Genomic DNA, 22,562 nt, shown 5'->3' on the forward strand with positions numbered 1-22,562 from the left:
AATTGAAGCCGCAGAGCGCCGCTTGATCAGCCTCGTCACCCAAATTCCAGCATAGCTCTGTGAGTCTACGGCCTAGACTGCGGGTTCGACTCCCGCCGCCGGCAAAGGCTGCCTTCCAAAAGCGGCCTTCTTCATGTCAGAATTTCAAACTGAGATACTACGGCCAATCCCCAAACCTTGACGCGCCGCGCCTCCTGCTCCAGCTTGGCGTCATGTTCGCCCTCACTCTCACAAACAGCACGCGACGCCGTTCCCGTACATTGTGGAGCGGCAAGCTGATTGCGCGACGACGAAGGCCGGCAGGATAGATCCGGTTCGTTCGTTTCCAGCCCCGCCCGCGACAACGCCGGCGGGGTTTTCCATGTCTGGAGCACTGTCATGACCATCAATTCTTCCATCCGGTTTCGGCAGGCCGAAACCACCGACGCCCCCGTCATCCGGGACATCGTTCGCGCGGCGTATGGCAAATGGGTGCCGGTGATCGGCCGCGAGCCGCTGCCGATGCGCGCCGACTACGAGAAGGCCGTTGCCGAGCATCCGTTCGAACTCGCTGTCGCCGACGGCGGCATCGTCGGGATGATCGAAACCATGCTGGCCGACGATCATTTGTGGATCGAGAACGTCTGCGTCGCGCCGCAGGCGCAGGGCAGGGGGATCGGCCGGCTGCTGCTCGAGCGGGCCGAGCACAAGGCGCTCGAATCGGGCCGCCTGGAGCTGCGCCTGCTGACCAACGGCGCCTTCGAGGCCAATGTGTTGTTGTACAAAAGGCATGGCTATACGATCGACCGGGAGGAGCCGTTCATGGGCGGCATGACGGTCTATATGAGCAAGAAATTGACGCGATAGCGGGCAAATCGGAGGCATGGACAAGACGATGGCGGCCAGGGTCAAATTGAGGCAACTTCCCGGCTCGTACGCGATTTCGCGGCTCGGGGCGGGCGACAGCATTCCCGGCTGGGCGGACGGGCCGGGCTTCGTCAGCATCACCAGGACCGACGACGAGCTTTCGATCACGTGCCTGCAGGATCGCGTTCCAGTCACGGTCAAGCACGACGGCGACTGGGTTGCCTTCAAACTGCAGGGACCTTTTGCTTTCGACGAAACCGGCATCGTGCTGTCGGTCATCCAGCCGTTGTCGGAAAACGGGCTGGGCATCTTCCTGGTGTCCACCTTCGACGGCGATCACCTGATGGTGAAAGCGGCGGATCAGGACGCGGCGAGACAGCATCTGGTCGAGGCAGGACACACACTGCTGTAATTCATCCCAGGCCATCGAAAACGGCCGGGTTCTCTGGCCCAACGCATCTGGCTCAATCACTGGCGCGCTGGCTCAACCATTTCGGGGGTTGCCTTTGACGGCGCGGTTTGCGCATCGTTATTTCTAGCTGGATATCACGGTCGGAATGGCCCTGCGGCGCCCCCAAGGAGAAAACCATGTCACACAATCTGCAGTTCTATATCGACGGCGCGTGGGTCGATCCTGTCGTGCCCAATACGCTCGATGTCATCGACCCGTCGAATGAGGATGTTTTCGCGCGGATCTCGCTCGGCTCCAAGGCCGATGTCGACAAGGCCGTGGCCGCCGCCAAGCGCGCCTTCAATTCGTTCGGCTTCACCTCGGTGGAAGAGCGCCTCGACATCCTGAACCGCGTCATCGAGGTCTACAAGAAGCGCTCCAAGGACCTGGCACTCGCCGTGTCGCGCGAGATGGGCGCGCCGCGCCAGATGGCACTCGACAGCCAGGTCGGCGTCGGCCTGGCGCATCTGGAGAAGATGGCGGAGACGCTGAAGACCTTCCAGTTTCGCCACGTCAAGGGTTCCTCGCTGATCGTCAAGGAACCGATCGGCGTCGCCGGCCTGATCACGCCGTGGAACTGGCCGCTGAACCAGATCACCTGCAAGGTCGGGCCGGCACTTGCCGCCGGCTGCACCATGGTGCTGAAGCCGTCGGAAATCGCGCCGCTCGACGCCATCATCTTCGCCGAGATCATCGACGAGGCCGGCGTGCCGAAGGGCGTGTTCAACCTCGTCAACGGCGACGGTCCCGGCGTCGGCCAGGCGCTGTCCAGCCACCCCGACGTCGACATGATGTCGTTCACCGGCTCGACGCGGGCCGGCATATTGGTGGCCAAGGCCGCCGCCGACACGGTCAAGCGCGTGCACCAGGAACTGGGCGGCAAGTCGGCCAACATCCTGTTCCCGGATGTCGACCTCGCCCGCGCCGTAACCAAGGGCGTCGCCGGCTGCTTCGGCAATAGCGGCCAGTCCTGCAATGCACCCACCCGCATGTTCGTGCCGCGCGACCGCCATGACGAGGCCGCCGGTTACGCCAAGGCGGCGGCGGAGAAGTTCGTGGTCGGTCCGGCCGACGGCGCCAACACCAAGCTTGGCCCCGTCGTCAGCCAGCTGCAGTTCGACAAGATCCAGGACCTGATCCAGGCCGGCATCGACGAGGGGGCGACGCTGGTCGCCGGCGGCCCCGGCCGCCCGGCCGAACTCAACCGCGGCTACTATGTCAGGCCGACGGTGTTCGCCGACGTCACCCACGACATGCGTATCGCGCGCGAGGAAATCTTCGGGCCGGTGCTGGCGATCCTGCCCTACGACACGGTCGAACAGGCGGTCGAACAGGCCAACGACACCGTCTACGGCCTTGCCTCCTACATCCAGGCCAAGGACATCCAGAAGGCCCGCGACGTGGCGGCCCGCATGCGGTCGGGCAATGTCTACATCAACTACCCGACCTGGGATGCCGGCCTGCCCTTCGGCGGCTACAAGCAGTCGGGCAATGGCCGCGAATATGCCGAATACGGGCTCGAGGATTTCCTCGAGATCAAGGGCATCGCGGGGTATGAGGCGGCGGAGTAAGCCTCTGCTATGTGCGGCCGGCAAGCGTCGGCGCTGATGGACAAGAAAGGGCGCGGTCTTGGCCGAGCCCTTGTTGTTTGGAACCGGTGCCCGCAGTCCAGCGGTGATACCGAGCTGTCTACAGCTCCCGATATTCCGCAACGACTTCATCAGCATTCGTCTGCCGTGGTAGATGAACGGCCATGGCTCAGAACAAGAATCAGCATTATGTCCCAAGGTGTCATCTCAGGCCGTTCACGCTAAATGGTGAGGGCGCATGCCTGAATCTTTATAATGTTAGCTCAGGTAAAATAATTGAAGAGGCATCAGCTTCAGGGCAGTGTTCAAAAGATTACTTCTATGGACACGACCTTGATGTGGAGAAAGCTTTTCAAGAAATAGAAGGTTTGTATGCCTCAACTATACGGAATATTGAGGCGCGAAATGGCGCAAGCGAAGATGCAGAATTATTCTCATTGCTAAATTTCGCCTTCCTGCAGCGCCTTCGCACGGACAACGCTGTGCGCCGGGTCCATCAAATGCAACAAATGAACGAGGACATTATCTTTCGTGGCGAGGAGCGGCAGGCTCAGCGATGGAAGCCAATGTCGCGTTTGGAGCTTGTCCAGCTCACTATGGTTGCCTACCGGGACCGTAGAGATGTGCTGGATGACCTCAAAACAGTGGTTGTCAGAAATGAGACAGAGTTAGAATTTGTTACCTCAGATGATCCGTCTATAAGCACCAACCGATATTATATACAGAAGTTAGGCGCGACGGATTTCGGCCTTTCAAATGCTGGGGCGATCATTGCCTTGCCTATATCTCCTAGACTGCTTTTTCTAGCGTACGACGGTGGTTGCTATACAATCCCTGAAAAAAACGGAGGCGTTGTGCGTTTGAAGAAAGCCGCAGATGTCGCCCACGTCAACAGGTTTCAGATTCTCAATTGCTCAGCCAATTTGTACTTCAGCGACATGGCGATGGCCTCCAAAATAGCGGCTCAGTTTCGAGAAGATGAAGCGAGCCGTATCGCTGCCTGGTCAGTCGTAGAGGAGCTGATTGAGGTGGCCGAGAATACGTTTCGTCGGGCTAGGACGGCCGAAGAGGCTCGGGGCGCAAAACGCACCATTGTTCACTCATCTAGTCGTCATCCTATCCCCGCGGGTTGGCCGTCCTTCCTTAAATTCCGTGATCCTATCCGTGTGGTCGAAACAGGGACGGGTGCGGGAGTAGTCAGGCGGGGTGTAACTCGTCCAAATTATGCAGAGGGTAGTTGAATGCATTTTCGACTATGGATAGACGAGCCGATCAAACCTCGCAAACAGACATCTCTAGCCGAGATTCATGCTTTGCGCAGGCATGTCCACCCCCAGATGAAGCGGCTGTGGGACCAGTTCCCCCTATCGGGCCACAAAGAATGGATCAGGACAACGCCTCCTGTGCAGGGAGAAATCGCTGTTCTCGAGCAACGTGGCTCAAAGGAATTCGTCCCCCTCGTAACTAGCAAAGCTGCGCTATATTGCTCGCTTGATATCTTGTTTATGCGAACTGAGCCCCCTGGACATCTTATAGGGCACGGCGGTGATATCGATAACCGCCTGAAGACGTTGTTTGATGCCCTCCGAGTGCCTCCCTTAGACCAGATCAATTCACTTGGATCCGCAACCGAAGGCGATGAAAGCCCACTTTATTGTCTGCTGGAGGACGATGCCTTGATTGCGAACGTCAATGTTACAACGGATCGCTTGCTGATTTCCGATAAGCCACACGACATAAGGGCAGTAATCAAGGTTACGCTTCATGGCTCCAAGCTCACCTGGGGTAACATGGATCTTCTTGGGGCTTAAATGAATGTAACGGGTACAGCGCGTAAACTAGGTCGATCCGCCTTTTTCCGCCTGGGATTGTGCAAAGGAGCGGTGCGGACTCTTGCCTCGCGACGCTGCCATTCCAGAGGCCCGATTTTCAGCGCTTCTTGCCAATTGGCAAATACATGCTATATCTCTGCCAATAGCAGGGTGAGCAACATGCAGCTTCAGTCCATCGTCACCACGCCGGCCACGGTCGGGTCGGCCATTTCCGATGAAGAGGCCGGCGCCCTGGCGCGCACCACGGTCAATCTGTTCAAGGCGTGGAAGCTCACGGACCTCGAGGCCTGCATCCTGCTCGGCGGCATGTCGGCGCGTACCTGGGCTCGTTGGAAGGAAGGCGGCATCGGCCGGATCGACCGCGACCTGCGCACCCGCATGGCGCATCTGATGGGCATCCATAAGGGCCTGCGCTATCTCTTCACCGAGCCGGCGCGCGGCTATGCCTGGATCCGCAAGCCCAATGCCACGTTCGGCGGCCAGTCGGCGCTCGACCTGATGCTGCGCGGTGAAATCTCCGATCTTGCCGCCATGCGCGAATGGCTCGATGCGGAGCGTGGTGCATGGTGAGTGGGTTCGCGGTCAGGCGCCGCGTCCACTGGCCCCAGACGTTTCGCATCATCCGCTCCATCCATCCGCCGATCGACCTGTTCGAGGACATTGCCGATCCGCGCGACTGGGAGGCGTTGGCTTCCGTCGAGGAGAAGACCAACCCGCGCATAAGGCTGGAGATCGGCGACCTCGGCAAGGTCGCGGCGGCAAGACGGGTGTCCGGCCCCGGCGCCAGCTTCGTCATGGCGCCCTTCGTGCATTGTTCGACGCTGCGGCCCGGGCGTTTCTCGGATGGCAGCTACGGCCTCTATTATGCCGGCGACAGCGAGGATGTGGCGCTGGCCGAGACCATCCACCATCACCAGAACTTCATGCGCGCCACCAATGAGGATCCGGGCTGGACGGCTGACTTCCGCGTGCTGATCGGTAGCGTCGACCGCGACCTCGACGACGTCAACGCCGTGCCGGGCGTGCTCGACCCGGACGACTACACCGCCTCGCAGGCGGAGGGGCGGGCGCTGCGGGCAGGGGGCAGCGACGGGCTTGTCTGGAACAGTGTGCGCATGCCCGAGGGCCAATGCATCGGCATTTTCTGGCCCGACGTCATCCCCGTGCCTGTGCAAGGCCGGCATTACTCCTACCACTGGGACGGCAGGCGCGTGGATTTCGTGCGCCAGCACGATACGGGCAAGGTTCTGGCGGTGACCTGACGGGACAGCGGCGCAGTTCGGAGGCCGGCGCCCGGCGGCATCATTTCCGGTTTCGTGCCGTGTCCAGGGATCAACTTGCTCCGATCGCCTTCGAAAATGGCATGGATTTCCTGCCATATCGGCTCTACCCGATCTATATCTCGAGAGAGATCGATGCGAGGTGAAGATGGACCGCGACATCATATTGAAGGCACTGGCGCATCCGTTTCGACGCGATGTCCTGGCGTGGTTGAAGGAGCCTGAACGGCACTTCGCCGCGCAGGCGCATCCGCTCGAGATGGGCGTCTGCGCCAGCCAGTTCGACCATCGCGGCCTGGCGCAGTCCAGCGTCTCGGCGCATCTGGCGACGCTGGCGTCGGCCGACCTCGTCACCACGCGACGGGTCGGCCAATGGGTGTTCTACAAACGCAACGAAGAAACCATCGCCGCCTTTCAGGCCGCCTTGTCCGATCTCTGACGATCCTCCCCCCGATCCCCCCAGAATGCATGAAAGGCATTTCTCATGACTAGCCTCTTTGATCCGTTGCGGGCCGGCGACCTGACGCTGGCGAACCGCATCGTCATGGCGCCGCTGACGCGCAACCGCTCCCCCAATGCGGTGCCCGGCGACCTCTCGGTGACCTATTACAGCCAGCGCGCCACGGCTGGCCTGATCGTGACGGAAGCCACCGCCATCAGCCATCAGGGCCAGGGCTACGCCAATGTGCCCGGCCTCTATGGCGCGGATCAACTGGCCGGCTGGAAGCGCGTCACGGACGCCGTCCACAAGGGCGGCGGCAAGATCGTGGTCCAGCTCTGGCATGTCGGACGCATCTCGCATGACACCTTGCAGCCCGGCGGCGGCAAGCCGGTGGCGCCGTCGGCGATCAGGGCAAAATCCAAGACGTTCCTGGTCAAGCCGGATGGCAGCGGCGAGTTCGCCGACACCTCCGAGCCGCGCGCGCTCGAAGTGGCCGAACTCCCCGGCATCGTCGATGATTTCCGCCGCGCCGCCAAGGCGGCGATCGAGGTAGCGGGTTTTGATGGCGTCGAGATCCATGGCGCCAACGGATATCTCATCGACCAGTTCCTGCGTTCGGGCACCAACCATCGCAGCGACGCGTATGGCGGGTCGATCGAGAACCGGTCTCGCTTCCTGTTCGAGGTGGTCGACGCGGTCGCGGGCGCCGTCGGCGCCGGCAGGACCGGGATCAGGCTGTCACCAGTGACACCCGCCAACGACGCTTCGGATAGCGATCCGCAGCCGCTGTTCAACCATGTGGTGGCGGGCCTGGGCGGTCGCGGCCTTGCCTATATCCACATCGTCGAAGGCGCGACCGGTGGCGCGCGCGACTTCAGCCAGGGCGACAGGCCGTTCGACTACAACGAGCTCAAGGCCGCCTATCGCAAGGCCGGCGGCGCTGGCGCCTGGCTGGTGAACAATGGCTACGACAAGGAACTGGCCGAAAAGGCCGTCGGGGACGGCTATGCCGACCTGGTCGCGTTCGGCAAGCTGTTCATCGCCAATCCAGATCTCGTCAGCCGCCTCAAGCGAAACGCCGAACTGAACGCCCCCGACAAGGCGACGTTCTATGGCGGCGATGCCAGGGGCTATACGGATTACCCGACGGCGGCCTGAACAGGCCATCCGGGACGGTTGCCCTTTCGCCTGTGGCGGGGGGGCAGCCGGTCGCCCGGTGCAGCGAACCGAACGGCGTACAGATCCGTTGCGCCGCAACGCAAACGGTCACCGCCCTTCAATGCCTGAGAATCTTGCTCAGGAAGGCGCGGCTGCGGTCGGTTTTGGGGTGTGAAAAGAACTCGTCGGGCGTGCCGCTTTCGACGATGGCGCCGGCGTCCATGAACACGACGCGCTGCGCGACCTTGCGGGCAAAACCCATCTCATGCGTCACCACCATCATGGTCATGCCTTCCTCGGCGACCGCCACCATGACGTCGAGCACTTCCGAGATCATTTCGGGGTCGAGGGCGGAAGTCGGTTCGTCGAACAGCATGATTTTCGGCCGCATGCCGAGGCAACGCGCGATCGCCACGCGCTGCTGCTGGCCGCCGGAGAGCTGCGCCGGATAGGCGTTGACCTTGTCGGCCAGCCCGACCTTGGCCAGCAGCTCGCGCCCGGCATGTTCGGCCTCGGCACGCGGGATCTTGCGGACGTGGATGGGGGCCAGCGTGACGTTTTCGAGCGCGGTCTTGTGCGGATAGAGGTTGAAGGACTGGAAGACGAAGCCGATCTCGGTGCGCAGCTGCGTCATGTTGGTGGCTGGGTCGCCGACACGCTGGCCGTCGACGACGAGGTCGCCATCCCTGATCGTCTCCAGCCCGTTGATGCAGCGGATCAGCGTGCTCTTGCCCGAGCCGCTCGGGCCGCAGACGACGACCACTTCGCGCGGTTTTACGCTCAGCGTGATGTCCTTCAACACGTTGAGCGCGCCGAACCATTTGTTGACGCCGCGAAAGTCGATCATGCCGGTTTTGGTCGGATTTGGTTGGGTCATATTGGCCGGCCCTTTGGGGTTCGCTGTCACAGCTGCACCTCGCCATGCGCCGCGCCCATGCGTCGCTCGAGCCGGCGGGCCAGCATGATCAGGGGATAGCAGACGATGAAATAGCCGACGCCGACGAGGAGGAAGACCAGCAGCCCGTTCGGCACGCGCTGCACCACCAGCCAGCCGACGCGGGTGAGGTCGGTCAGGCCGATGGCCGAGACGACGGAAGAATCCTTGATCAAGAGCACATATTGCCCGACCAGCGGCGGCAGCACGATGCGCATCGCCTGCGGCAGCACCACCTGGCGCATGCGCTGCCAGCGCGACAGGCCGGATGCGAGTGCTGCCTCCACCTGGCCCGTCGGCACCGAACGGATGCCGGCGGCGACGATCTCGCAGATGAAGCAGGCGGCAAGGTTGGTCAGCGCGATGATGCCGGCGGTGAAGGCGTCGAGCTCGATGCCGAACTCCGGCAGGATGAAGAATATCAGGAAGATCTGCACCAGGAACGGCGTGCCCCTGATAAGGTCGACCCAGGCGCCGATGACGCCTGAGATCAGCCGGTTGCCGCCGGTGCGCAAGATGCCGAGACCGAAGCCGAGCAATGTGCCAAGCACCAGGCTGATCAGCGACAGCACCACGGTCATGCCGAGGCCGCGCAGCGCCAGCGGATAAGAACCTGCGAGGCTGAGGAATTGTTGCCAGATCATGCGCGCGCCCCCGCCGAGCCGAGCCAGCGGCTGGAGACGACGGCCAGCCCTTTGAGGCCGTAGTAGAGCAGCAGATAGAAGGCGGCGATGGTGAGAAAGCCTTCAGCCGGCATGAAGCGGTCGGAGGCGAGCAGCTGCCCGGCGCGCGTCAGCTCGGCGACCGAGATCAGCGACAGCAGCGCGGAATCCTTGACCAGCACGATGGCCTGGCCGAGCAGCGGCGGGATCGTCACCTTGAAGGCTTGCGGCAGGACGACCAGGCGCATGCGCTGGGCATAGGTCATGCCCGAGGCGACGCTGGCCTCGACCTGGCCGCGCGGGATCGACAGGATGCCGGCCCGAATGATTTCAGCGATATAGGCGCCGCTGTTCAATGACAGAGCGAGGATGCCGACGACCAGTTCCGGCAACACGAAGCCGACCCGGGGCAGGCCGAAATAGAGGAAATAGAGCTGTGCCAGCAGGGGCGTGGCGCGCACGGCGTCGATATAGGCCTTGGCCGGCGCGCGAAACAGCCAGCCGCGCTGTAAATTCATGGCGCACAGCACGATGCCGACGACGAGCGCGCCGACAAAGGACAGCGCCGACAGCCAGACGGTCGTGACCAGGCCCTGCCCGAACAGAGGCAAATATTCGACGATAGTGCGGAAACTGAAATTTTCGAGCATGAGCGCGCGGCGGTGTGAGTAGTGAGTAGGCAGTAGGCAGTAGGCAGTAGGCAGTAGGCAGTAGGGAAGTGTGTCGAATGGCTATTCACCATTCCCTACTGCCTACTCACTGGTCCCTAATTCCTCAGTGGTCTTTCTTCCAGGCGTCGGAATTGACCCAGTAGTCGAGGTTCTTCTGCAGGCGTCCGTCGATGGTGACCTGGTTGAGGAACAGGTTCATCCAGACAAGCAAGTCCGGCTCGTCATAGCGCGTGGCGAAGGCAAGCGGCTCCTTCGACAAAAGGTCCGGCATGATGGTGAAGGTGCCGGCGGGATAGGCGGTCGACTGGCCCTTGACCGCCGAGACGTCGTTGACGCCGCAATCGGCCTGGCCGTTGTTGACGGCGTCGAGCAGCAGCGGGCCGCCGCCCTTGTAGCTCTTGATGTCGGCATCGGGGAAGGCGGCCTTGGCTTCCTTCTCACCGGTGGCGCCAAGCAGCACGGCGATCTTGGTACCCTTGGCCTTGCAGTCCCCGGTGGTCTTGAACTTGCTGTCGGCCTTGGTGAAGACGGTGCTGCCCGTGTACATGTAGGGCGTGGTGAAGGCGACCTTCATGCCGCGCGCCAGCGTCGGCGTCATGTCGGCGACCAGGAGATCGGCCTTGCCCGACAAGAGCGCGGGGATCAGGCCGTCCCAGTCGAAGTCGAGGAAGGTGATCTTCACACCCATTTCCTTGGCCATCAGCTCGGCGAGTTCGACCGAACTGCCGGTGCGTTCGCCATTGGCGCCGACCAGCGAGAAGGGCGGGCCTTGCGTCTGTACGGCGACGCGCAATTCGCCGCGCTTGGTGATCTCGTCCAGCGTTCCGGCGCTGGCGGCGGCGGTCAAGCCCGCGAGCGCAAGTCCGGCGATGAAAAGTCTGGCAATCTTCATTCTGGCATTCCTCCCTGTTGTTGTTTGCCCGCGGATACCCTTGGGCTCTTTTTTGAGCGGCGGCGCCGTTTGCCGGCGGGCCGTTCGAAAATCCTCAGTTCCAGGCCACCGTTTCGGCAATTTTGATGCCGCGTTTGGCCAATTCGTCGAAGAAGGGTTCGTCAGGCACGTCGAGCAGCGGGTTCAAAAGGCCTGGCGTGGTGATCTCGCGCCGCGCGAGCATCTGCGCCACGATGCTGGCGGGGTAGCCGACGCCGAGGCTCATGCCGAACAGGCCCGACGCCAGGTCGCGCTCGATGATCAAATCGGATGTCACGGTCTTGGCGCGGCCGCCTTCGAGGCCGGAAAAGACATTGCGCATCACGCAAAGGTCCTTCTCGCCGGGGCCGTATTGCAGTTGGGGGCCGAGCAGCCGGCCGAGGAATTCGCGCGGGCTGCTGGAGGTGCCGGGCACCTTGTCCTCGGAGAGGAAGCCAAGCTCCTTCAGCGGCGCCCAGAAGGCCGACCATCCCGGCCAGCGCAGCGTGTAGCGGCCGGAGCGGCGCAGCCCTTTGGCCGCGGGAAGCATCTCGACATAGTGCAGCGCATCGCCATTGGGGAAGGCTTCCAGCCGGCCGAGGCCGGCGACTTCGATCTCGTGGATGAAAGGGCTGTCGTGCTGGCGGGCGGCGGGTACTTCGACGCGCTTGCCGTCCTCGATCATCACGCTGTCGCGGTTCTGGCTGACCAGGACCATGTCGAAGTTCCAGCTCACCTTGTAGCAGAGCGGCTTGGCCATCGCCTTCGGCTCGGGGATGCCGCCGCAATAGGAATCGATTGATGTGATCGTGTCGAACTGCTTTGCGGCGCGGGCGTAGAGCACGAGGTCGATGCCGGGGTCGAGCCCGCATTCGGTCATGATCGAAACGCCGGCCCGTTCGGCTGCCGGCGCCAGGTCGGCGATGGCCTTGCCGTAATTGGTGGTGACCAGCGGCGTGCGGGTCGCGATGGCGGCCTGAACTGCCTCGCGCATCAGCGGCTGCGGCAGCAAATCGATGACGGCGTCGGCTTCAGCCAGCACATCGGCAAGCGCCGGTCCGATCGCGCCTTCAGGCATCAAGAAACGCACGCGGGAAAGGTCGGTCAGATCAGCCAGCCGGGCCGCGCCATCCGGCGCGTTATCGACGCAGATCACCTCCTCGACACCGCTGGCGACGAGATCGGCGATGGCCGCCCGGCCTTGCAGGCCGAGGCCGCCGAGAACAGCGATCTTCATGCCGGCTCCTTGCGGTCGTCAGACCAGCAGCCTTCCGGCAGGCTGACCCATTTGTTGCAGGACGCCATGACGACGAAGGTCTCGCTGCGCACGACCTCGCCCGGCTCGCCGGCGCCGGGGATCAGTTCGCTGGTGACGCGGTAGAGATCGGCGACGTCACCGGCCACCGTCACGTCGACGATGATGTCGAAGCGCCCGGTGACCACCGAAGCCGAGTTGACGAAAGGCAGTTCCGAAATGCGCTGCGCCAGTTCGCGGGCCCGGCCGCGCCCCTGGGCGTTGATGCCGACAATGGCCGAGATCAGTTCGGGCCGCTCGGTGAGGTTCAGCAGCCCGACGATCTTGAGCAGGTTGCGGTCGAGCAGGTTGCGCAGCCGCGAGCGCACCGTCGGCACCGAAATCGCCAATGTCTCGGCGAGCCGGTTGATGCCCGGCTGCGCGTCCTGCGACAGCTGCTTGACCAGCCGCCGATCGGTCAGATCGAGATGTTCCCGCAAAATGCCCGTCTTTCATAAAGAGAAAAAATATCGGCAACTTTTTTGCCTATATGAAAGCAGGCTATGTCATGAATTTTAGAAAAGCAAGGCGTTGTTTTCAACAGGGATGGCGCCGTACGCCGGCCGGCGCACGCTCGCGACTGCTTGTTGTCAGGGCTGTCAGGCTCAGGCCAGAGCCGCGGCCAGAAGCTTTGCCTGTGGGGTCAATTCTTCGAAGCGGCGGGCGCACAAATTGAGCTGGCGCGTCGCCCAGTCGTCGGTCAGCCGCAGGCTGCGCAGCATGCGGGCCGAACGGCGGGCGGCACTCTCCGGCACGATTGCGATGCCGGCGCCTTGCGCGACCAGCCGGCAGACATTGTCGAGCCGGGCACGCGGATGCGGATGTGCAGATGGCCGCCGAGCCGGGCGGCCTGACGGGTGATGTGCTCCTGCAGGGCGTGGCCGAGGCTGAGGCCGACGAGGGATTCGCCCAGAATGTCGGCGAGGCTGACGCTATGCAGGCCGGCAAGCCCCGGCCAGCTCCGCGCGGCGATCACCACCAGCCGGTCGATGAAGAACGGTTTCTGTTCGAGATGCGAAAGCCCGGCCCAGGTCGCGGCGATGCCGAGATCGGCGGCGCCGCTGGCCACCGCCTCGGCGATCTCGTGGCTGGGGCGCTCGTCGAGATCGATGTCGATGCCGGGATGCGCCACCAGGAAGGCCGGCAGGCTGTCGCGCAAAAGCTCGGCCGTGGCGGCGGTGTTGGCATCAGCCGCACGCGGGCGCGCAGGCCGCCGGCATAGGCGCCGAGGTCGCCGGCCATCGCCTCGATCTGGTTCTGGATGGCGCGCGCATGGTGCAGCAGTGCCTGGCCGGCGGCCGTCGGTACCACGCCACGGCGGCGGCGCTCCAGAAGCGGCGCGCCGAGCCGTTCCTCCATGCCCTTGATGCGGGCGCTGGCCGAAGCCAGCGCCAACCCGGCAAGCTCGGCGCCATGGGTGATGCTGCCGCGCTCTGCCACCAGCAGGAACAGCCGGAGATCGGTGAGATCGAAGCGCATTCTTTGCTCCTGCGAGGCGCGTTGTCGGCTTCAGCCTTCGCCTTGGCCGAAGGCTGACAGCGCAACTTCCACATTGTGCGCGGGCCGGATGTCCGTCAAATCTTTCGCGGTGGAGATTTGCGATGAGTGAAAGAACGACAGGCCGGCTCGGTATTCTTGAAGGCATGGCGATCGCGCTTGCGGTCGCCGTGGCCTCGCTTGCCATGGCGCAGGCACAACCTGGCCCGCGGGGATGCACGACGGCGGCCAATCACGATGCCGCGCCGGCAAGACCGGATGCCGATGCGGCGGACATGCTGCTGCATGATTGATCCGGTGGCATGCTGAGCGCCGGCATCATCGCCTGGGTCGGCGCTGTCTTCCTCGCCGCCGGTTTCGTCAAAGGGGTCGTCGGCATGGGCCTGCCGACCGTGGCGATGGGCCTGCTGGCGGTGACGATGCCGCCGGCCGAGGCCGCCGCCTTGCTCCTGATTCCGTCGTTGGTCACCAACCTCTGGCAGTTGTTCACCGGCCCCGCCTTCGCCGGCCTGTGCAGGCGGCTGTGGACGATGATGGCCGGCATCATGCTGGGCACCGTCGCCGGGGCAGGGGTGCTCACCGGCGTGCATGCGGGCGCGGCCTCGGCAGGGCTCGGCGCGGCGCTGGTTCTTTACGCCATCCTTGGCCTGCTCAGGCCTGGCTTCACCATGCCGGCGCGCCACGAGGCCTTGATGTCACCGCTGGCCGGCGTTGCGACCGGGCTGGTCACCGGCGCCACCGGCGTCTTCGTCATCCCGGCGGTGCCCTATCTGCAATCGCTGCGGCTGGAGAAGGACGATCTCATCCAGGCGCTAGGCCTGTCCTTCACCGTCTCGACGGCAGCCCTTGCCATCGGCCTGTGCTGGACGGGCGCGCTGGCATCGCCGACGACGCAGCTGACGGGCTCGATCCTGGCGCTGCTGCCGGCGCTGGCCGGCATGTTCATCGGCCAGGCGCTGCGCCAGAAGATGAGCGTCGAGACGTTTCGCAGGGTGTTCTTCGTGGGGCTGCTGATGCTGGGGGGGTATCTGGCGCTGGAGGCGCTGTTGTGAGGTTGGCCTCACTCGGCAATCGACCTGACAACCCGCGCCGGGTTGCCGCCGACAAGCGTGTTCGCGGGAACGTCCCTCGTGACCACCGAGCCCGCCGCGACGACGGCGTTTTCGCCGATGGTCACGCCGCCGATGACCGTCGCGCCGGCGGCGATCCAGACGTTGCGTTCGATGACGATCGGCTTTGCCGTGGTGAAGGCGCGGCGCCGCGACGGCTCGAGCGGATGGCCTGACGTGATGAGGCTGACATTCGGCCCGATCAGCACATCGTCGGCAATGTCGAGCCCGCCAAGATCATAAAAGGTGCAGTTCTGATTGATGAAGACATTGCGCCCCACGCGGGTCCCGGCGCCGCCAGTCGCGTAAAAGGGCGGGATCAGTAGGAAACTGTCGTCAACTTGCCTGCCTATGAGCTCGCTGAACAGGACGCGGACCTCGTCCGCATCGTTGAACGTCAGGCGGTTGAGGCGGGCGGTGATCGCCATCGCCCGCTTGACGTCGGCCAGCATGGCCGCCGATTCCGGCGTTCTCCCCGGGATTACCCTGGTGCGATCCTCATGCGCCATTCGTCATTGTCCTCCGGGGCGAACGAATCTTGGCGCATGACGTCCGCGCCGGGAACGTCCTGGCGGTTTATTTGAGCACGATTCCGAAAGCCGGTCCCGGCTCTCGGGGTCAGCGAACGACCAGCACCGGGACCGCGGTGTAGGACAGCACTTCCGCCGTCTGGCTGCCGAGAAGCAGCTTGCCCAATCCGCGGCGGCCATGCGAGGCCATGACGATCAGGTCGCAGCCTTGCGCCTGCGACAGTTCCAGGATCGCCTCGGCGGGCCGTTTGTCCTCGACATGCACAAGCTTGGCGGACACGCCGGCAGCATCGGCTGAAGCCTTGCACTTGGCCAGAACCTCCTTGCCGTATTTGCGCGCCTCTTCCTGGTAGACGGCCAGTTCGTCGCCCGCCGCATAGCCGGCCATGGCGCCGCCCCAGGCGAAGATGGGGAACGGTTCCGAGACGGTGACGAAGGTGACGGCGGCGCCGATGCCTTTTGCCAGCGTGAGGCCATGGGCAACGCCCTTGTCGGCCAGTTCGGATCCGTCGGTGGCGATGAGCAGATGTTTGTACATGATCTGACCTGTTGTGCAAGGGCGGCGCCCTTGGGGTGGCGGGAGCCTTGTTGCGGCTCCTCCTGATATAGTTGCGCCGCCGGCCTGCTCACAGGGCCAGCCTCATGTGGATCAAGGCCAGGCGAGGGCGCGCGCCGCGGCGATCGTCCGGCGTTGGCCTTGGCTCGGTCGCGCCGCGACCGAGGAATTGCGACGAAGAGCGGAATGTGGCACGGAAGACCAATCGCGACCCTTAGTGTCTACCTTACGAATTTGTATATTCGCGGCGAGGCGGCGGTAAGTTACGATACCCAACATTGAGATCATCCGTTGCCTTTGACTGATACGTCCGACCGAGAATACAGCAAATGACGACTGCCATGGGCGCTGCGCGGCCATCACCGCCAAGAGGTCCAGTAAAACGGTCGCCCTCCAAGTTTCGGCGCAAGCTGAACAAATGGGTGCATGAAAGCAAATGGGCGGCGCTTCGGTGGATGTTCCGGCACGACATCGCCGCCATTCGGTCGGCCCTCGGTGTCGAGCCGTTTACCGCGATCCTTGCTCAATATCCCGACATTGCGCTGAAGCCTGTCCGGCCGTATCTGGCCGCCAACCTGATGCGCATCCATCGTCGTGCCGCCGTCGTTGGTCACTACACCACGGCGGCGCGTCTCTTGACCGACGCCGCCCTGGTCGAAAGTCACACGCGCGGTCGTCGTCTCCTGGCAATGTCGACCGTTGCCGGTGAAGTCACTGTGGAACTGACGGGTCAGGCAGGTTTGTACCGAGAGGGCGAATGGCGCCTTCTCCTGCGCCTGGAAGGACGGCCCCTCATCGAAATGGGGCTCGCGATCGTGGACCGGTCGCTTCTACAACTCGGTCGCGGCGGCAGGGTTCTCTATATCGGCGCTCTGAAGTCGACGTCGACCGGTGTGCAAGGTCTCGAGGATTCCCGGGTATTGACCAAAGCCATGGACGGTCTGCGGCCGAAAACCCTGCTGCTCCTGGTCGCCCAGAATTTGGCGTCTTCACTCAAACTGCGTGGCCTTGTCGCGGCATCAAACGCGGGCCACGTCTTTTCGAGGGACTATGCTCTGCGCCGCCGCATCACCGCCGACTACGACAGCTTCTGGGTGGAGTCCGGCGGCAAGCCAATACGTCGGACGATATATGCCTTGCCGCTGGTGAAGGCTCAACGCGATCCAGCCGACTACAAGCCGAACAAGCGGGCGCAAATACGCAAGCGTCAGCGCCGCGAGGTCGAAATCGCGCGTTGTGTCAGCGAATCCGTCAGCCTGTTGCTGCGGAGCTGAACGCCTTACCGGGCCTGCATCCGCGTTCCAGCCGATCATGATGACGATGGCAGCACTGCAAGGTGGCCTGCCGCAGGCGCTGGGCAGCCCGCCGAGCATGCCCGGCGAGCCAATCGCGAAGCGGTATGATCCCTCGGCTTAGAACGGTGCCGCCGGCAGCTCCTGGGTGCCTTCGAGCTTCACAGCCTGGAGTTCGTTGGCGTCATAGCCAAGAGCCCGCAGGATGGTGGGAGCTACCTGCGTCGTCTGCACCAGAGCTGGCACCGACCTCGGCGTGAGCGAAGGACCGCTGATGAGAAGCGCCACGTTGCGATCGTTCACATTGGCGCCACCGTGCTCGGCAATCTTCGAGCCGGATGTGTAGACCACACCCGGATTGACCGTGGCTATGAAGTCCGGCGTACGGCTGTCGGTGGCCGGATCCTGATAGGCGAGAGCAAGGGCATTCGGCGGCTGGATCTGGGCGATACCTTCAGCCTTGCTCGATTTCTCGAGATAATCCTGCGCGGCCGCGAGGTTTTTGACCCTGTCTTGCGGCTTGAGCCAGATCAGCGCGGCGTCGTCGGCGATGTGGAAGGCATAGCCCGGTGTCTTCGTATAGGGATCATCGTCCAGTGGCTGGAACGACGCCGGGTCGATGGGTGACTGGCCATGCTTCGAGGCAAGTATGATCAGCGTCGAATTGGCGAGTTTGTTGTCCTTGAGTGCGGCCATCAGTTCGCCGACAGCGCCATCTACATAGGCGAGCTGCCCGGCGAGACCATTGCCAGGTGTGCCGCCGGCGTCCAGATAGCCGCCCACCAGGCCGGCCTCGTCGCCGGGACCGGCCTTGGGAAGCTTCTGGCCCACGCTCACTGCCTGAAAATTCATGCCGAAAAGCGTGGGAACCGCCGCGGGATGCGAGCCGGTGCTGTCGAGGCCTTTGATTTCGTTGATCACCGCCTGGACCCGCGCTTCATCAAAGTCGCGCTCGGCCTTGAAGCTGCCCGTCGTCTTGATCTTGGTGCCGGGAATCAAGCTGTCCTGTTCCAACGCGTAGAGGTCATCGATCCCTTTGCCCGAAGGTCCGTTCAGCCATTCATAGGCGGGGTGCTTGTCGGACCAGGCCGTGCGGCCGCCATGCGCTTTCACGATTTCGAAGACGTTGTTGACCCGCACGAAATCATGCGGATAGACCACCGAGCATTTGCCGTTGATCAGCGTCATCGGCAGCTTTGCCGGGTCGATCTGGCTGCGGTAATCGCCCGGCTTGCCGCCACCATCAAGGCGCGTCGAATCGACGTCGATGTTCTCGGCGAAGGCCACCTCGGCACCCGGCTCGCCCTTGCAGTCCGAAGCCGGCGCGAAATAGGTGCGGTCGTAGCTGTCGTCGTAGAACACACCCGTCGATTTGGGTGTGCCGCCGGTTACCTGTGCCACAAGGCCAGGAAACGAGTCGGACGGGGCGCTGGCGAGCGCATTCGGATAGAAAATCCCGGTATCGACAAGCGCGGCGAGCGAGCTTTTCGGATTTGCGGCGACATAGTTTGCCAGATCGAGCGCATGAAGCCCGTCGACGCTGATGAGCAGTACGTGCTTGTAGGGCGCGGCGATGGCGCTGGAATTAGACAGTGCGCCAGCCAACGCCGCCGTCAGCGTGCCGGCAGCCAACGCCAGAGATAGTGTTTTCATCGGAGTGTCCCTCGTCTCGCAGCCCGCGATGGATCAAGGATAGGCGGGTGGACATGACAGGTTCGTGAAACTCGTTGGCAAAGGACCTTACGGATTGGTAAGGCAGCGGTGATGCAGAAGGACCGCCGCCCACCCAATCTGCGAAACGCAGGTGGCGAAGCGGCGCTTAAGTGCCGTGACGGTCGCCGGGTCTTTCGCTCTCTCGCGCCGACCGCTACAGCTTTGGCCGACATCAATGAAGGGCCGAGCGTATGAGCAGCGCGTATCCGCAAATCCATCTGGTCCGGCATGGCGAGACGGCGTGGAGCCTTTCGGGGCAGCATACCGGCCGCACCGACATGCCGCTGACGCCGGCCGGGGAGGCCGCCGCACGGGGCGTGGCGGAGCGGCTCAAGGGCCTGACGTTCTCGGCGGTTTGGTCGAGCCCCTCGCAGCGCGCCTACAACACCAGCGTGCTGGCCGGCTTTGGCGACCGGAGCGTCAGAAACGACGACCTGCAGGAGTGGGACTACGGCGCCTATGAGGGGCGGACAACCAAGGAAATCCTGGCCGAGCGGCCAGGCTGGAATGTGTTTCGCGACGGCTGTCCGCAAGGCGAAACGGCGGCCGATGTCGGCGCCCGCGCCGACAGGATCGTCAGCCAGCTTCGCGAAGCCGGTAGCTCGATCCTGATCTTTTCCAGCGCGCATTTCCTGCGGGTGCTCGCCGCCCGCTGGCTCGGCCTGCCGCCGGAAGGCGGCGCGCTGTTCGTGCTCGATACGGCCAGCATCAGCGTGCTCGGCTACGAGCATGATCTCAGCGAGCCGGTCGTGCGCAAGTGGAACGGGAAGTAGGGCGGCTACTTCTCGAACTTGCGGATCGCCTCCGCCGTCACCGGCGTGAAGAAATTCACCAGATTGCCGTCGGGGTCGCGGAACAGCAGCGAGCGGTTGCCCCAGGGCATGGTAGTCGGCTTCTGCACGGTCGTGTCCCTGATGAAGTCCGACAGCCGGGCGAATTCGGCATCGACGTCGCCGACGCGGAATTCGAGGATAGCCGTGTGGTTGTCGGCGGGGCGGGCGATGTCGCCGCCGAACAGCATCAACGTGCGCGTGCTGCCAATCGCCAGCGTGCAGGCCGGCGTCACGAGTTCGGCGAAGTCCTCCGTGTAGACCGTCACCGGCATGCCGGTGATCTCGCCGTAGAAGTGCACGAGGCGCTGAACGTCCGAGGTGATGATGCGGACAGAGACGAAATTCATGCATTGGCTCCTTGATCGCTGAAGCCGCGACTGGGCTTCCCGACCGACCTATAGGCCAGGCCTCCTGCCAGCTTTCCGTCAGCAGAGGATAGCGGCGGCTACGCTTCCGGCCCGGACCAGACTGGCGGCAGGCCGAAGGCGGCGAACAGGCCGGGGCCGAGCGGGGCGACATAGACCGTGAGCGATACGATGGCGCCATCGGCCGGCTCGATGATGTGCAGCGATTGCGCGCGCCATTCCGGCTCCTGATGGCGGCGTGCGTAGATCGCCACCGCCGGCTGGCCGTTGGCCAGTGTCGCGACGGCACGGCAGCCGGCGAAGTTACCTCATACGGTCCTGAAGAAGCCTTGGATCGCCTGCCGCCTGGATGGAGGCCGACGGAGCAAACGCGCCGGCGCAGATCACCAGCACGTCCGGCTGCAGCGCGGCGAACACCCTGTCAGGCGCCGTGTCCTGCGTGGCGTCGGCGGCCAGCGTCCTGACCTCGGACTTTTCCCAGGAGAGCTCCTTCAGGGCTTCCGCGCCGCGGGCGACGGCAAGCACGTTTGCGCCTTCGCCGAGCGCTGCTTCCACGATCGAGCGGCCGACACCCCGGCTGCCTCCGACCACGACGACATTTTGACCGTGTAACGATCGCATGGATCACCTCGCTTTTCCGGCCCGGACAATTCCGGCGCCTATGGATGAGGACAGCGCGGGCGGGTGGAAATCATCGGTGGGAAAGCAAAAATCTTTCGCGGGCGCAGATCAGGCGGCTCTCATTCGTTCGCCGGTTTGCCAAGGACATGATCGGAGCGATAAACTGGACGGCCCATTGCCGATCTCTTGGGCGCAACGAAACCTGGGAGGGAATGGATATGACGACACTGTTCGTGAGACATACCGTGTCCGACTACAAGGCCTGGCGCAAAGTCTATGACGGGTTCGCCCCGGTTCAAAAGGCCAACGGCGTGAAGGCCGAGGCCGTTTATCAGGCGGCGGACAACCCCAACGACATCACCGTGACCCATGATTTCGCCAGTGCCGCCGAAGCGCAGGCCTTCATCAAGAACCCAAAATTGAAAGAGGCGATGGCAAGCGCCGGCGTGGTCGGCGCGCCAAGCATGTGGTCACCAACAAGGCTTGATGGGCCGCTGTTCCATCTCCTCGTACTAAGGCAAATTCCGGACGGAAAAATGAGCCTGGCCGCGTGCGGTCTGGCTGGCGGGACGCTTGCTCAGCTCGCCAGCAGCGCCATCTCCTCCGTCGTCAAATGCCGCGCCGTGCCCTTGGCGAGGTCGCCCAGCGGCAGCCGGCCGATGGCGATGCGGATGAGGCGCTTGACCTCGATGCCGTGCGCGGCGAGCAGGCGGCGGATGTGGCGGTTGCGGCCCTCGTCGAGCACGATCTCCAGCCAGGCGGTGCGGCCGCCGCTGCGCAAAAGCGCGATCGAACTGGCGGTCAGGGTCTCGCCGTCAATGGTGACGCCCGCGCGCAACGTTTGCAGCATCGCGTCGTCAGGCACCATGCCGACCTGGACGTGATAGGTCTTGGGCAGATGCGAGGCCGGGTCCATCAGCCGGTTGGCGAAATGCGTGTCGTTGGTCATCAAGAGCAGGCCTTCGCTGGCCTTGTCGAGGCGGCCGACCGGCGAGACGAAGGGCAAATCGAGTCCTTGCAGACAGGCATAGACGGTGTCGCGCTGCTGCGGGTCGTCGCGGGTGGTGACCAGCCCGCGCGGCTTGTTGAGCATGACATAGACCTTGCGCTCGGCAACGACAGGCGCGCCGTCGACGACGATGCGGTCGCGGTTCAGGTCGACGCGCAGCGCGGCATCGCGCACCACCTTGCCGCCGACGCGCACGCGGCCCTGCGCGATCAGCACCTCGGCCCGCGTGCGCGAGCACAGGCCGAGCTTCGACAGCGCCCTGACGAGGCTGACGCCTGGCGGCCTGGCTGTGGGCGATGTCGGTCGTGCTGCCATTCTGCTTCGGGTCGGTCCGTTGTATCGGACAGATGGCATGGGAGGCGCGGGAATCGCAAGCGACCGGCACTCGCGGCGGCCTTGTCCTGGATCAAGAGAGCGATTGCGTCGCCGGGCTATGTTGCGCCCGGTGCCCGTTGACGACGGGCATTTTCGATTCGTTTCAAGAGAAGGTTAGAAGCAGCATGGTTCCCATTCAGCATATCCACCCGATATTCGTGCATTTTCCGATCGTGATCATCCTGACCGTGACGCTGGTCGACATCGTCGGGTTCTGGCGGCGCCACGACATGACGGTGCGCAGCGGCGCCGGCACAATCTCGACCGGCCTGGCGGTGGCCGCCGGGCTGTTTGCCGTTGCGACCTGGTATCTTGGCGGGCTGGCGCTGGATTTTGCCGAATCGGGCGGCTTCAGCAGCCCGGTGGCGGAAACACATGAGGGGCTGGGCGGCGTCACCGCGCTGGCGTTCCTCATCTGGGGCGCCGTAAGGCTGGGCCTGTGGGTGCGCAATCGCGGCATCGGCTCGATGGCCGTCGCCATTCCGGCGATCGAAATCGCCGGTTCCGTGCTGGTCACGATCACCGCCTACTATGGCGGCATCCTGGTGTACGATCTTGGCGTCAATGTCGCCAAGGCCGCGGTCGGCGGCTGA

Annotated in this window: 28 protein-coding genes and 2 pseudogenes; 15 read left to right on the top strand and 15 right to left on the bottom strand. The window is 63.6% G+C overall.

What is annotated here, in order from left to right:
* Window positions 1–131: 131 nt before the first annotated feature.
* Window positions 132–386, bottom strand: a complete 255-nt coding sequence (locus QQK95_RS31975) for a hypothetical protein (protein ID WP_284278497.1) — start codon at window positions 384–386, stop codon at window positions 132–134.
* Between QQK95_RS31975 and QQK95_RS31980 the strand changes: the two genes are divergently transcribed.
* The 9 genes from QQK95_RS31980 (at window position 379) to QQK95_RS32020 (ending at window position 7,598) form a co-directional block, all read left to right on the top strand.
* Window positions 379–846 (top strand): GNAT family N-acetyltransferase, encoded by a 468-nt coding sequence (locus tag QQK95_RS31980; RefSeq protein WP_284278498.1) that lies wholly within the window; start codon window positions 379–381, stop codon window positions 844–846. The two genes, QQK95_RS31975 and QQK95_RS31980, sit on opposite strands and share 8 nt — an antisense overlap.
* 28 nt (window positions 847–874) lie before the next feature.
* Window positions 875–1,258, top strand: coding sequence for an ACT domain-containing protein (locus tag QQK95_RS31985; RefSeq protein WP_284278535.1), 384 nt, complete (start codon window positions 875–877; stop codon window positions 1,256–1,258).
* 176 nt (window positions 1,259–1,434) lie between these two features.
* The gene (locus QQK95_RS31990) at window positions 1,435–2,868 is read left to right on the top strand and encodes an aldehyde dehydrogenase family protein (protein WP_284278499.1); all 1,434 of its coding nucleotides are present in this window, start codon (window positions 1,435–1,437) and stop codon (window positions 2,866–2,868) included.
* A gap of 182 nt (window positions 2,869–3,050) precedes the next feature.
* Entirely contained in the window at window positions 3,051–4,127 is a 1,077-nt protein-coding gene (locus tag QQK95_RS31995; RefSeq protein ID WP_284278500.1) for a DUF4238 domain-containing protein, read from the top strand.
* Complete coding sequence (locus QQK95_RS32000) at window positions 4,128–4,697, top strand: hypothetical protein (protein WP_284278501.1); 570 nt, start codon at window positions 4,128–4,130, stop codon at window positions 4,695–4,697.
* Between the two features lie 180 nt (window positions 4,698–4,877).
* On the top strand, window positions 4,878–5,288 hold the full coding sequence (locus QQK95_RS32005) for an MbcA/ParS/Xre antitoxin family protein (RefSeq protein ID WP_284278503.1): 411 nt from the start codon (window positions 4,878–4,880) through the stop codon (window positions 5,286–5,288).
* Window positions 5,282–5,980, top strand: a complete 699-nt coding sequence (locus QQK95_RS32010; protein ID WP_284278504.1) for an RES family NAD+ phosphorylase — start codon at window positions 5,282–5,284, stop codon at window positions 5,978–5,980. The genes QQK95_RS32005 and QQK95_RS32010 overlap by 7 nt, the downstream gene beginning before the upstream one ends.
* 166 nt (window positions 5,981–6,146) lie before the next feature.
* Window positions 6,147–6,437 (top strand): ArsR/SmtB family transcription factor, encoded by a 291-nt coding sequence (locus QQK95_RS32015; RefSeq protein WP_284278505.1) that lies wholly within the window; start codon window positions 6,147–6,149, stop codon window positions 6,435–6,437.
* 45 nt (window positions 6,438–6,482) lie between these two features.
* A complete protein-coding gene (locus QQK95_RS32020) occupies window positions 6,483–7,598 on the top strand; it encodes an alkene reductase (RefSeq protein ID WP_284278506.1) in 1,116 nt (371 codons plus the stop codon).
* A gap of 118 nt (window positions 7,599–7,716) precedes the next feature.
* Here the strand turns inward: QQK95_RS32020 and QQK95_RS32025 are convergent, their stop codons facing one another.
* From QQK95_RS32025 to QQK95_RS32055, 7 genes and pseudogenes are all read right to left on the bottom strand, one after another.
* Entirely contained in the window at window positions 7,717–8,445 is a 729-nt protein-coding gene (locus QQK95_RS32025; protein ID WP_284278536.1) for an amino acid ABC transporter ATP-binding protein, read from the bottom strand.
* Between the two features lie 56 nt (window positions 8,446–8,501).
* The gene (locus QQK95_RS32030; protein ID WP_284278507.1) at window positions 8,502–9,176 is read right to left on the bottom strand and encodes an amino acid ABC transporter permease; all 675 of its coding nucleotides are present in this window, start codon (window positions 9,174–9,176) and stop codon (window positions 8,502–8,504) included.
* Window positions 9,173–9,844, bottom strand: coding sequence for an amino acid ABC transporter permease (locus tag QQK95_RS32035; protein WP_284278508.1), 672 nt, complete (start codon window positions 9,842–9,844; stop codon window positions 9,173–9,175). The genes QQK95_RS32030 and QQK95_RS32035 overlap by 4 nt, the downstream gene beginning before the upstream one ends.
* Window positions 9,845–9,968: 124 nt before the next feature.
* Complete coding sequence (locus QQK95_RS32040; protein ID WP_143973893.1) at window positions 9,969–10,757, bottom strand: ABC transporter substrate-binding protein; 789 nt, start codon at window positions 10,755–10,757, stop codon at window positions 9,969–9,971.
* A gap of 94 nt (window positions 10,758–10,851) precedes the next feature.
* Entirely contained in the window at window positions 10,852–12,012 is a 1,161-nt protein-coding gene (locus QQK95_RS32045) for a saccharopine dehydrogenase family protein (protein ID WP_284278509.1), read from the bottom strand.
* The gene (locus tag QQK95_RS32050; protein ID WP_258582368.1) at window positions 12,009–12,509 is read right to left on the bottom strand and encodes an Lrp/AsnC family transcriptional regulator; all 501 of its coding nucleotides are present in this window, start codon (window positions 12,507–12,509) and stop codon (window positions 12,009–12,011) included. The genes QQK95_RS32045 and QQK95_RS32050 overlap by 4 nt, the downstream gene beginning before the upstream one ends.
* 165 nt (window positions 12,510–12,674) lie before the next feature.
* Window positions 12,675–13,548: pseudogene (locus QQK95_RS32055) on the bottom strand (LysR substrate-binding domain-containing protein).
* Between the two features lie 122 nt (window positions 13,549–13,670).
* Here QQK95_RS32055 and QQK95_RS32060 point away from each other — a divergent pair.
* Together QQK95_RS32060 and QQK95_RS32065 are read left to right on the top strand one after the other, a co-directional pair.
* The gene (locus tag QQK95_RS32060; RefSeq protein WP_284278512.1) at window positions 13,671–13,859 is read left to right on the top strand and encodes a hypothetical protein; all 189 of its coding nucleotides are present in this window, start codon (window positions 13,671–13,673) and stop codon (window positions 13,857–13,859) included.
* A gap of 9 nt (window positions 13,860–13,868) precedes the next feature.
* On the top strand, window positions 13,869–14,618 hold the full coding sequence (locus QQK95_RS32065; protein ID WP_284278513.1) for a sulfite exporter TauE/SafE family protein: 750 nt from the start codon (window positions 13,869–13,871) through the stop codon (window positions 14,616–14,618).
* An 8-nt stretch (window positions 14,619–14,626) separates the two neighbouring features.
* On the opposite strand, the gene QQK95_RS32070 is transcribed toward QQK95_RS32065, so the two are convergent.
* Both QQK95_RS32070 and QQK95_RS32075 read right to left on the bottom strand, forming a co-directional pair.
* On the bottom strand, window positions 14,627–15,184 hold the full coding sequence (locus tag QQK95_RS32070) for a sugar O-acetyltransferase (RefSeq protein WP_284278514.1): 558 nt from the start codon (window positions 15,182–15,184) through the stop codon (window positions 14,627–14,629).
* A 109-nt stretch (window positions 15,185–15,293) separates the two neighbouring features.
* Window positions 15,294–15,743 (bottom strand): universal stress protein, encoded by a 450-nt coding sequence (locus tag QQK95_RS32075; protein WP_284278515.1) that lies wholly within the window; start codon window positions 15,741–15,743, stop codon window positions 15,294–15,296.
* A 347-nt stretch (window positions 15,744–16,090) separates the two neighbouring features.
* Here QQK95_RS32075 and QQK95_RS32080 point away from each other — a divergent pair, with 347 nt between their 5' ends.
* Window positions 16,091–17,035: a VirK/YbjX family protein gene (locus tag QQK95_RS32080; protein ID WP_284278516.1), complete on the top strand. Its 945-nt coding sequence runs from the start codon at window positions 16,091–16,093 to the stop codon at window positions 17,033–17,035.
* Between the two features lie 138 nt (window positions 17,036–17,173).
* Here the strand turns inward: QQK95_RS32080 and QQK95_RS32085 are convergent, their stop codons facing one another.
* On the bottom strand, window positions 17,174–18,706 hold the full coding sequence (locus tag QQK95_RS32085) for an alkaline phosphatase family protein (protein WP_284278517.1): 1,533 nt from the start codon (window positions 18,704–18,706) through the stop codon (window positions 17,174–17,176).
* A 251-nt stretch (window positions 18,707–18,957) separates the two neighbouring features.
* Between QQK95_RS32085 and QQK95_RS32090 the strand changes: the two genes are divergently transcribed.
* Entirely contained in the window at window positions 18,958–19,539 is a 582-nt protein-coding gene (locus QQK95_RS32090) for a histidine phosphatase family protein (protein ID WP_284278518.1), read from the top strand.
* A 5-nt stretch (window positions 19,540–19,544) separates the two neighbouring features.
* Here the strand turns inward: QQK95_RS32090 and QQK95_RS32095 are convergent, their stop codons facing one another.
* From QQK95_RS32095 to QQK95_RS32105, 3 genes are all read right to left on the bottom strand, one after another.
* Window positions 19,545–19,946 (bottom strand): VOC family protein, encoded by a 402-nt coding sequence (locus QQK95_RS32095; RefSeq protein WP_284278519.1) that lies wholly within the window; start codon window positions 19,944–19,946, stop codon window positions 19,545–19,547.
* A gap of 98 nt (window positions 19,947–20,044) precedes the next feature.
* Window positions 20,045–20,218, bottom strand: coding sequence for a hypothetical protein (locus QQK95_RS32100; protein WP_284278520.1), 174 nt, complete (start codon window positions 20,216–20,218; stop codon window positions 20,045–20,047).
* Window positions 20,219–20,267: 49 nt separating this feature from the next.
* A complete protein-coding gene (locus QQK95_RS32105) occupies window positions 20,268–20,585 on the bottom strand; it encodes an SDR family NAD(P)-dependent oxidoreductase (RefSeq protein ID WP_284278521.1) in 318 nt (105 codons plus the stop codon).
* Window positions 20,586–20,803: 218 nt separating this feature from the next.
* On the opposite strand from QQK95_RS32105, the pseudogene QQK95_RS32110 reads away from it, so the two are divergent.
* Window positions 20,804–21,055: pseudogene (locus QQK95_RS32110) on the top strand (cyclase); the annotation flags it as partial.
* 107 nt (window positions 21,056–21,162) lie between these two features.
* Here the strand turns inward: QQK95_RS32110 and QQK95_RS32115 are convergent.
* Complete coding sequence (locus QQK95_RS32115; protein WP_284278523.1) at window positions 21,163–21,909, bottom strand: pseudouridine synthase; 747 nt, start codon at window positions 21,907–21,909, stop codon at window positions 21,163–21,165.
* Between the two features lie 185 nt (window positions 21,910–22,094).
* On the opposite strand from QQK95_RS32115, the gene QQK95_RS32120 reads away from it, so the two are divergent.
* Window positions 22,095–22,562 carry a DUF2231 domain-containing protein gene (locus QQK95_RS32120; RefSeq protein ID WP_284278524.1) on the top strand — a complete coding sequence of 156 codons (468 nt, stop codon included), beginning with the start codon at window positions 22,095–22,097 and terminating at the stop codon, window positions 22,560–22,562.

The organism is Mesorhizobium huakuii (assembly GCF_030160235.1).
GTDB lineage: Bacteria > Pseudomonadota > Alphaproteobacteria > Rhizobiales > Rhizobiaceae > Mesorhizobium > Mesorhizobium huakuii.

Coding starts and splice junctions, on each gene's coding strand:
- QQK95_RS31975 (WP_284278497.1), bottom strand. CDS start 386: ATGGTCATGACAGTGCTCCAGACATGGAAAACCCCGCCGGCGTTGTCG.
- QQK95_RS32035 (WP_284278508.1), bottom strand. CDS start 9,844: ATGCTCGAAAATTTCAGTTTCCGCACTATCGTCGAATATTTGCCTCTG.
- QQK95_RS31980 (WP_284278498.1), top strand. CDS start 379: ATGACCATCAATTCTTCCATCCGGTTTCGGCAGGCCGAAACCACCGAC.
- QQK95_RS32080 (WP_284278516.1), top strand. CDS start 16,091: ATGACGACTGCCATGGGCGCTGCGCGGCCATCACCGCCAAGAGGTCCA.
- QQK95_RS32090 (WP_284278518.1), top strand. CDS start 18,958: ATGAGCAGCGCGTATCCGCAAATCCATCTGGTCCGGCATGGCGAGACG.
- QQK95_RS31990 (WP_284278499.1), top strand. CDS start 1,435: ATGTCACACAATCTGCAGTTCTATATCGACGGCGCGTGGGTCGATCCT.
- QQK95_RS32120 (WP_284278524.1), top strand. CDS start 22,095: ATGGTTCCCATTCAGCATATCCACCCGATATTCGTGCATTTTCCGATC.
- QQK95_RS32095 (WP_284278519.1), bottom strand. CDS start 19,946: ATGAATTTCGTCTCTGTCCGCATCATCACCTCGGACGTTCAGCGCCTC.
- QQK95_RS32105 (WP_284278521.1), bottom strand. CDS start 20,585: ATGCGATCGTTACACGGTCAAAATGTCGTCGTGGTCGGAGGCAGCCGG.
- QQK95_RS32015 (WP_284278505.1), top strand. CDS start 6,147: ATGGACCGCGACATCATATTGAAGGCACTGGCGCATCCGTTTCGACGC.
- QQK95_RS32025 (WP_284278536.1), bottom strand. CDS start 8,445: ATGATCGACTTTCGCGGCGTCAACAAATGGTTCGGCGCGCTCAACGTG.
- QQK95_RS32115 (WP_284278523.1), bottom strand. CDS start 21,909: ATGGCAGCACGACCGACATCGCCCACAGCCAGGCCGCCAGGCGTCAGC.
- QQK95_RS32010 (WP_284278504.1), top strand. CDS start 5,282: ATGGTGAGTGGGTTCGCGGTCAGGCGCCGCGTCCACTGGCCCCAGACG.
- QQK95_RS32070 (WP_284278514.1), bottom strand. CDS start 15,184: ATGGCGCATGAGGATCGCACCAGGGTAATCCCGGGGAGAACGCCGGAA.
- QQK95_RS32075 (WP_284278515.1), bottom strand. CDS start 15,743: ATGTACAAACATCTGCTCATCGCCACCGACGGATCCGAACTGGCCGAC.
- QQK95_RS32060 (WP_284278512.1), top strand. CDS start 13,671: ATGAGTGAAAGAACGACAGGCCGGCTCGGTATTCTTGAAGGCATGGCG.
- QQK95_RS32085 (WP_284278517.1), bottom strand. CDS start 18,706: ATGAAAACACTATCTCTGGCGTTGGCTGCCGGCACGCTGACGGCGGCG.
- QQK95_RS31995 (WP_284278500.1), top strand. CDS start 3,051: ATGGCTCAGAACAAGAATCAGCATTATGTCCCAAGGTGTCATCTCAGG.
- QQK95_RS32000 (WP_284278501.1), top strand. CDS start 4,128: ATGCATTTTCGACTATGGATAGACGAGCCGATCAAACCTCGCAAACAG.
- QQK95_RS32040 (WP_143973893.1), bottom strand. CDS start 10,757: ATGAAGATTGCCAGACTTTTCATCGCCGGACTTGCGCTCGCGGGCTTG.
- QQK95_RS31985 (WP_284278535.1), top strand. CDS start 875: ATGGCGGCCAGGGTCAAATTGAGGCAACTTCCCGGCTCGTACGCGATT.
- QQK95_RS32020 (WP_284278506.1), top strand. CDS start 6,483: ATGACTAGCCTCTTTGATCCGTTGCGGGCCGGCGACCTGACGCTGGCG.
- QQK95_RS32045 (WP_284278509.1), bottom strand. CDS start 12,012: ATGAAGATCGCTGTTCTCGGCGGCCTCGGCCTGCAAGGCCGGGCGGCC.
- QQK95_RS32005 (WP_284278503.1), top strand. CDS start 4,878: ATGCAGCTTCAGTCCATCGTCACCACGCCGGCCACGGTCGGGTCGGCC.
- QQK95_RS32065 (WP_284278513.1), top strand. CDS start 13,869: ATGCTGAGCGCCGGCATCATCGCCTGGGTCGGCGCTGTCTTCCTCGCC.
- QQK95_RS32030 (WP_284278507.1), bottom strand. CDS start 9,176: ATGATCTGGCAACAATTCCTCAGCCTCGCAGGTTCTTATCCGCTGGCG.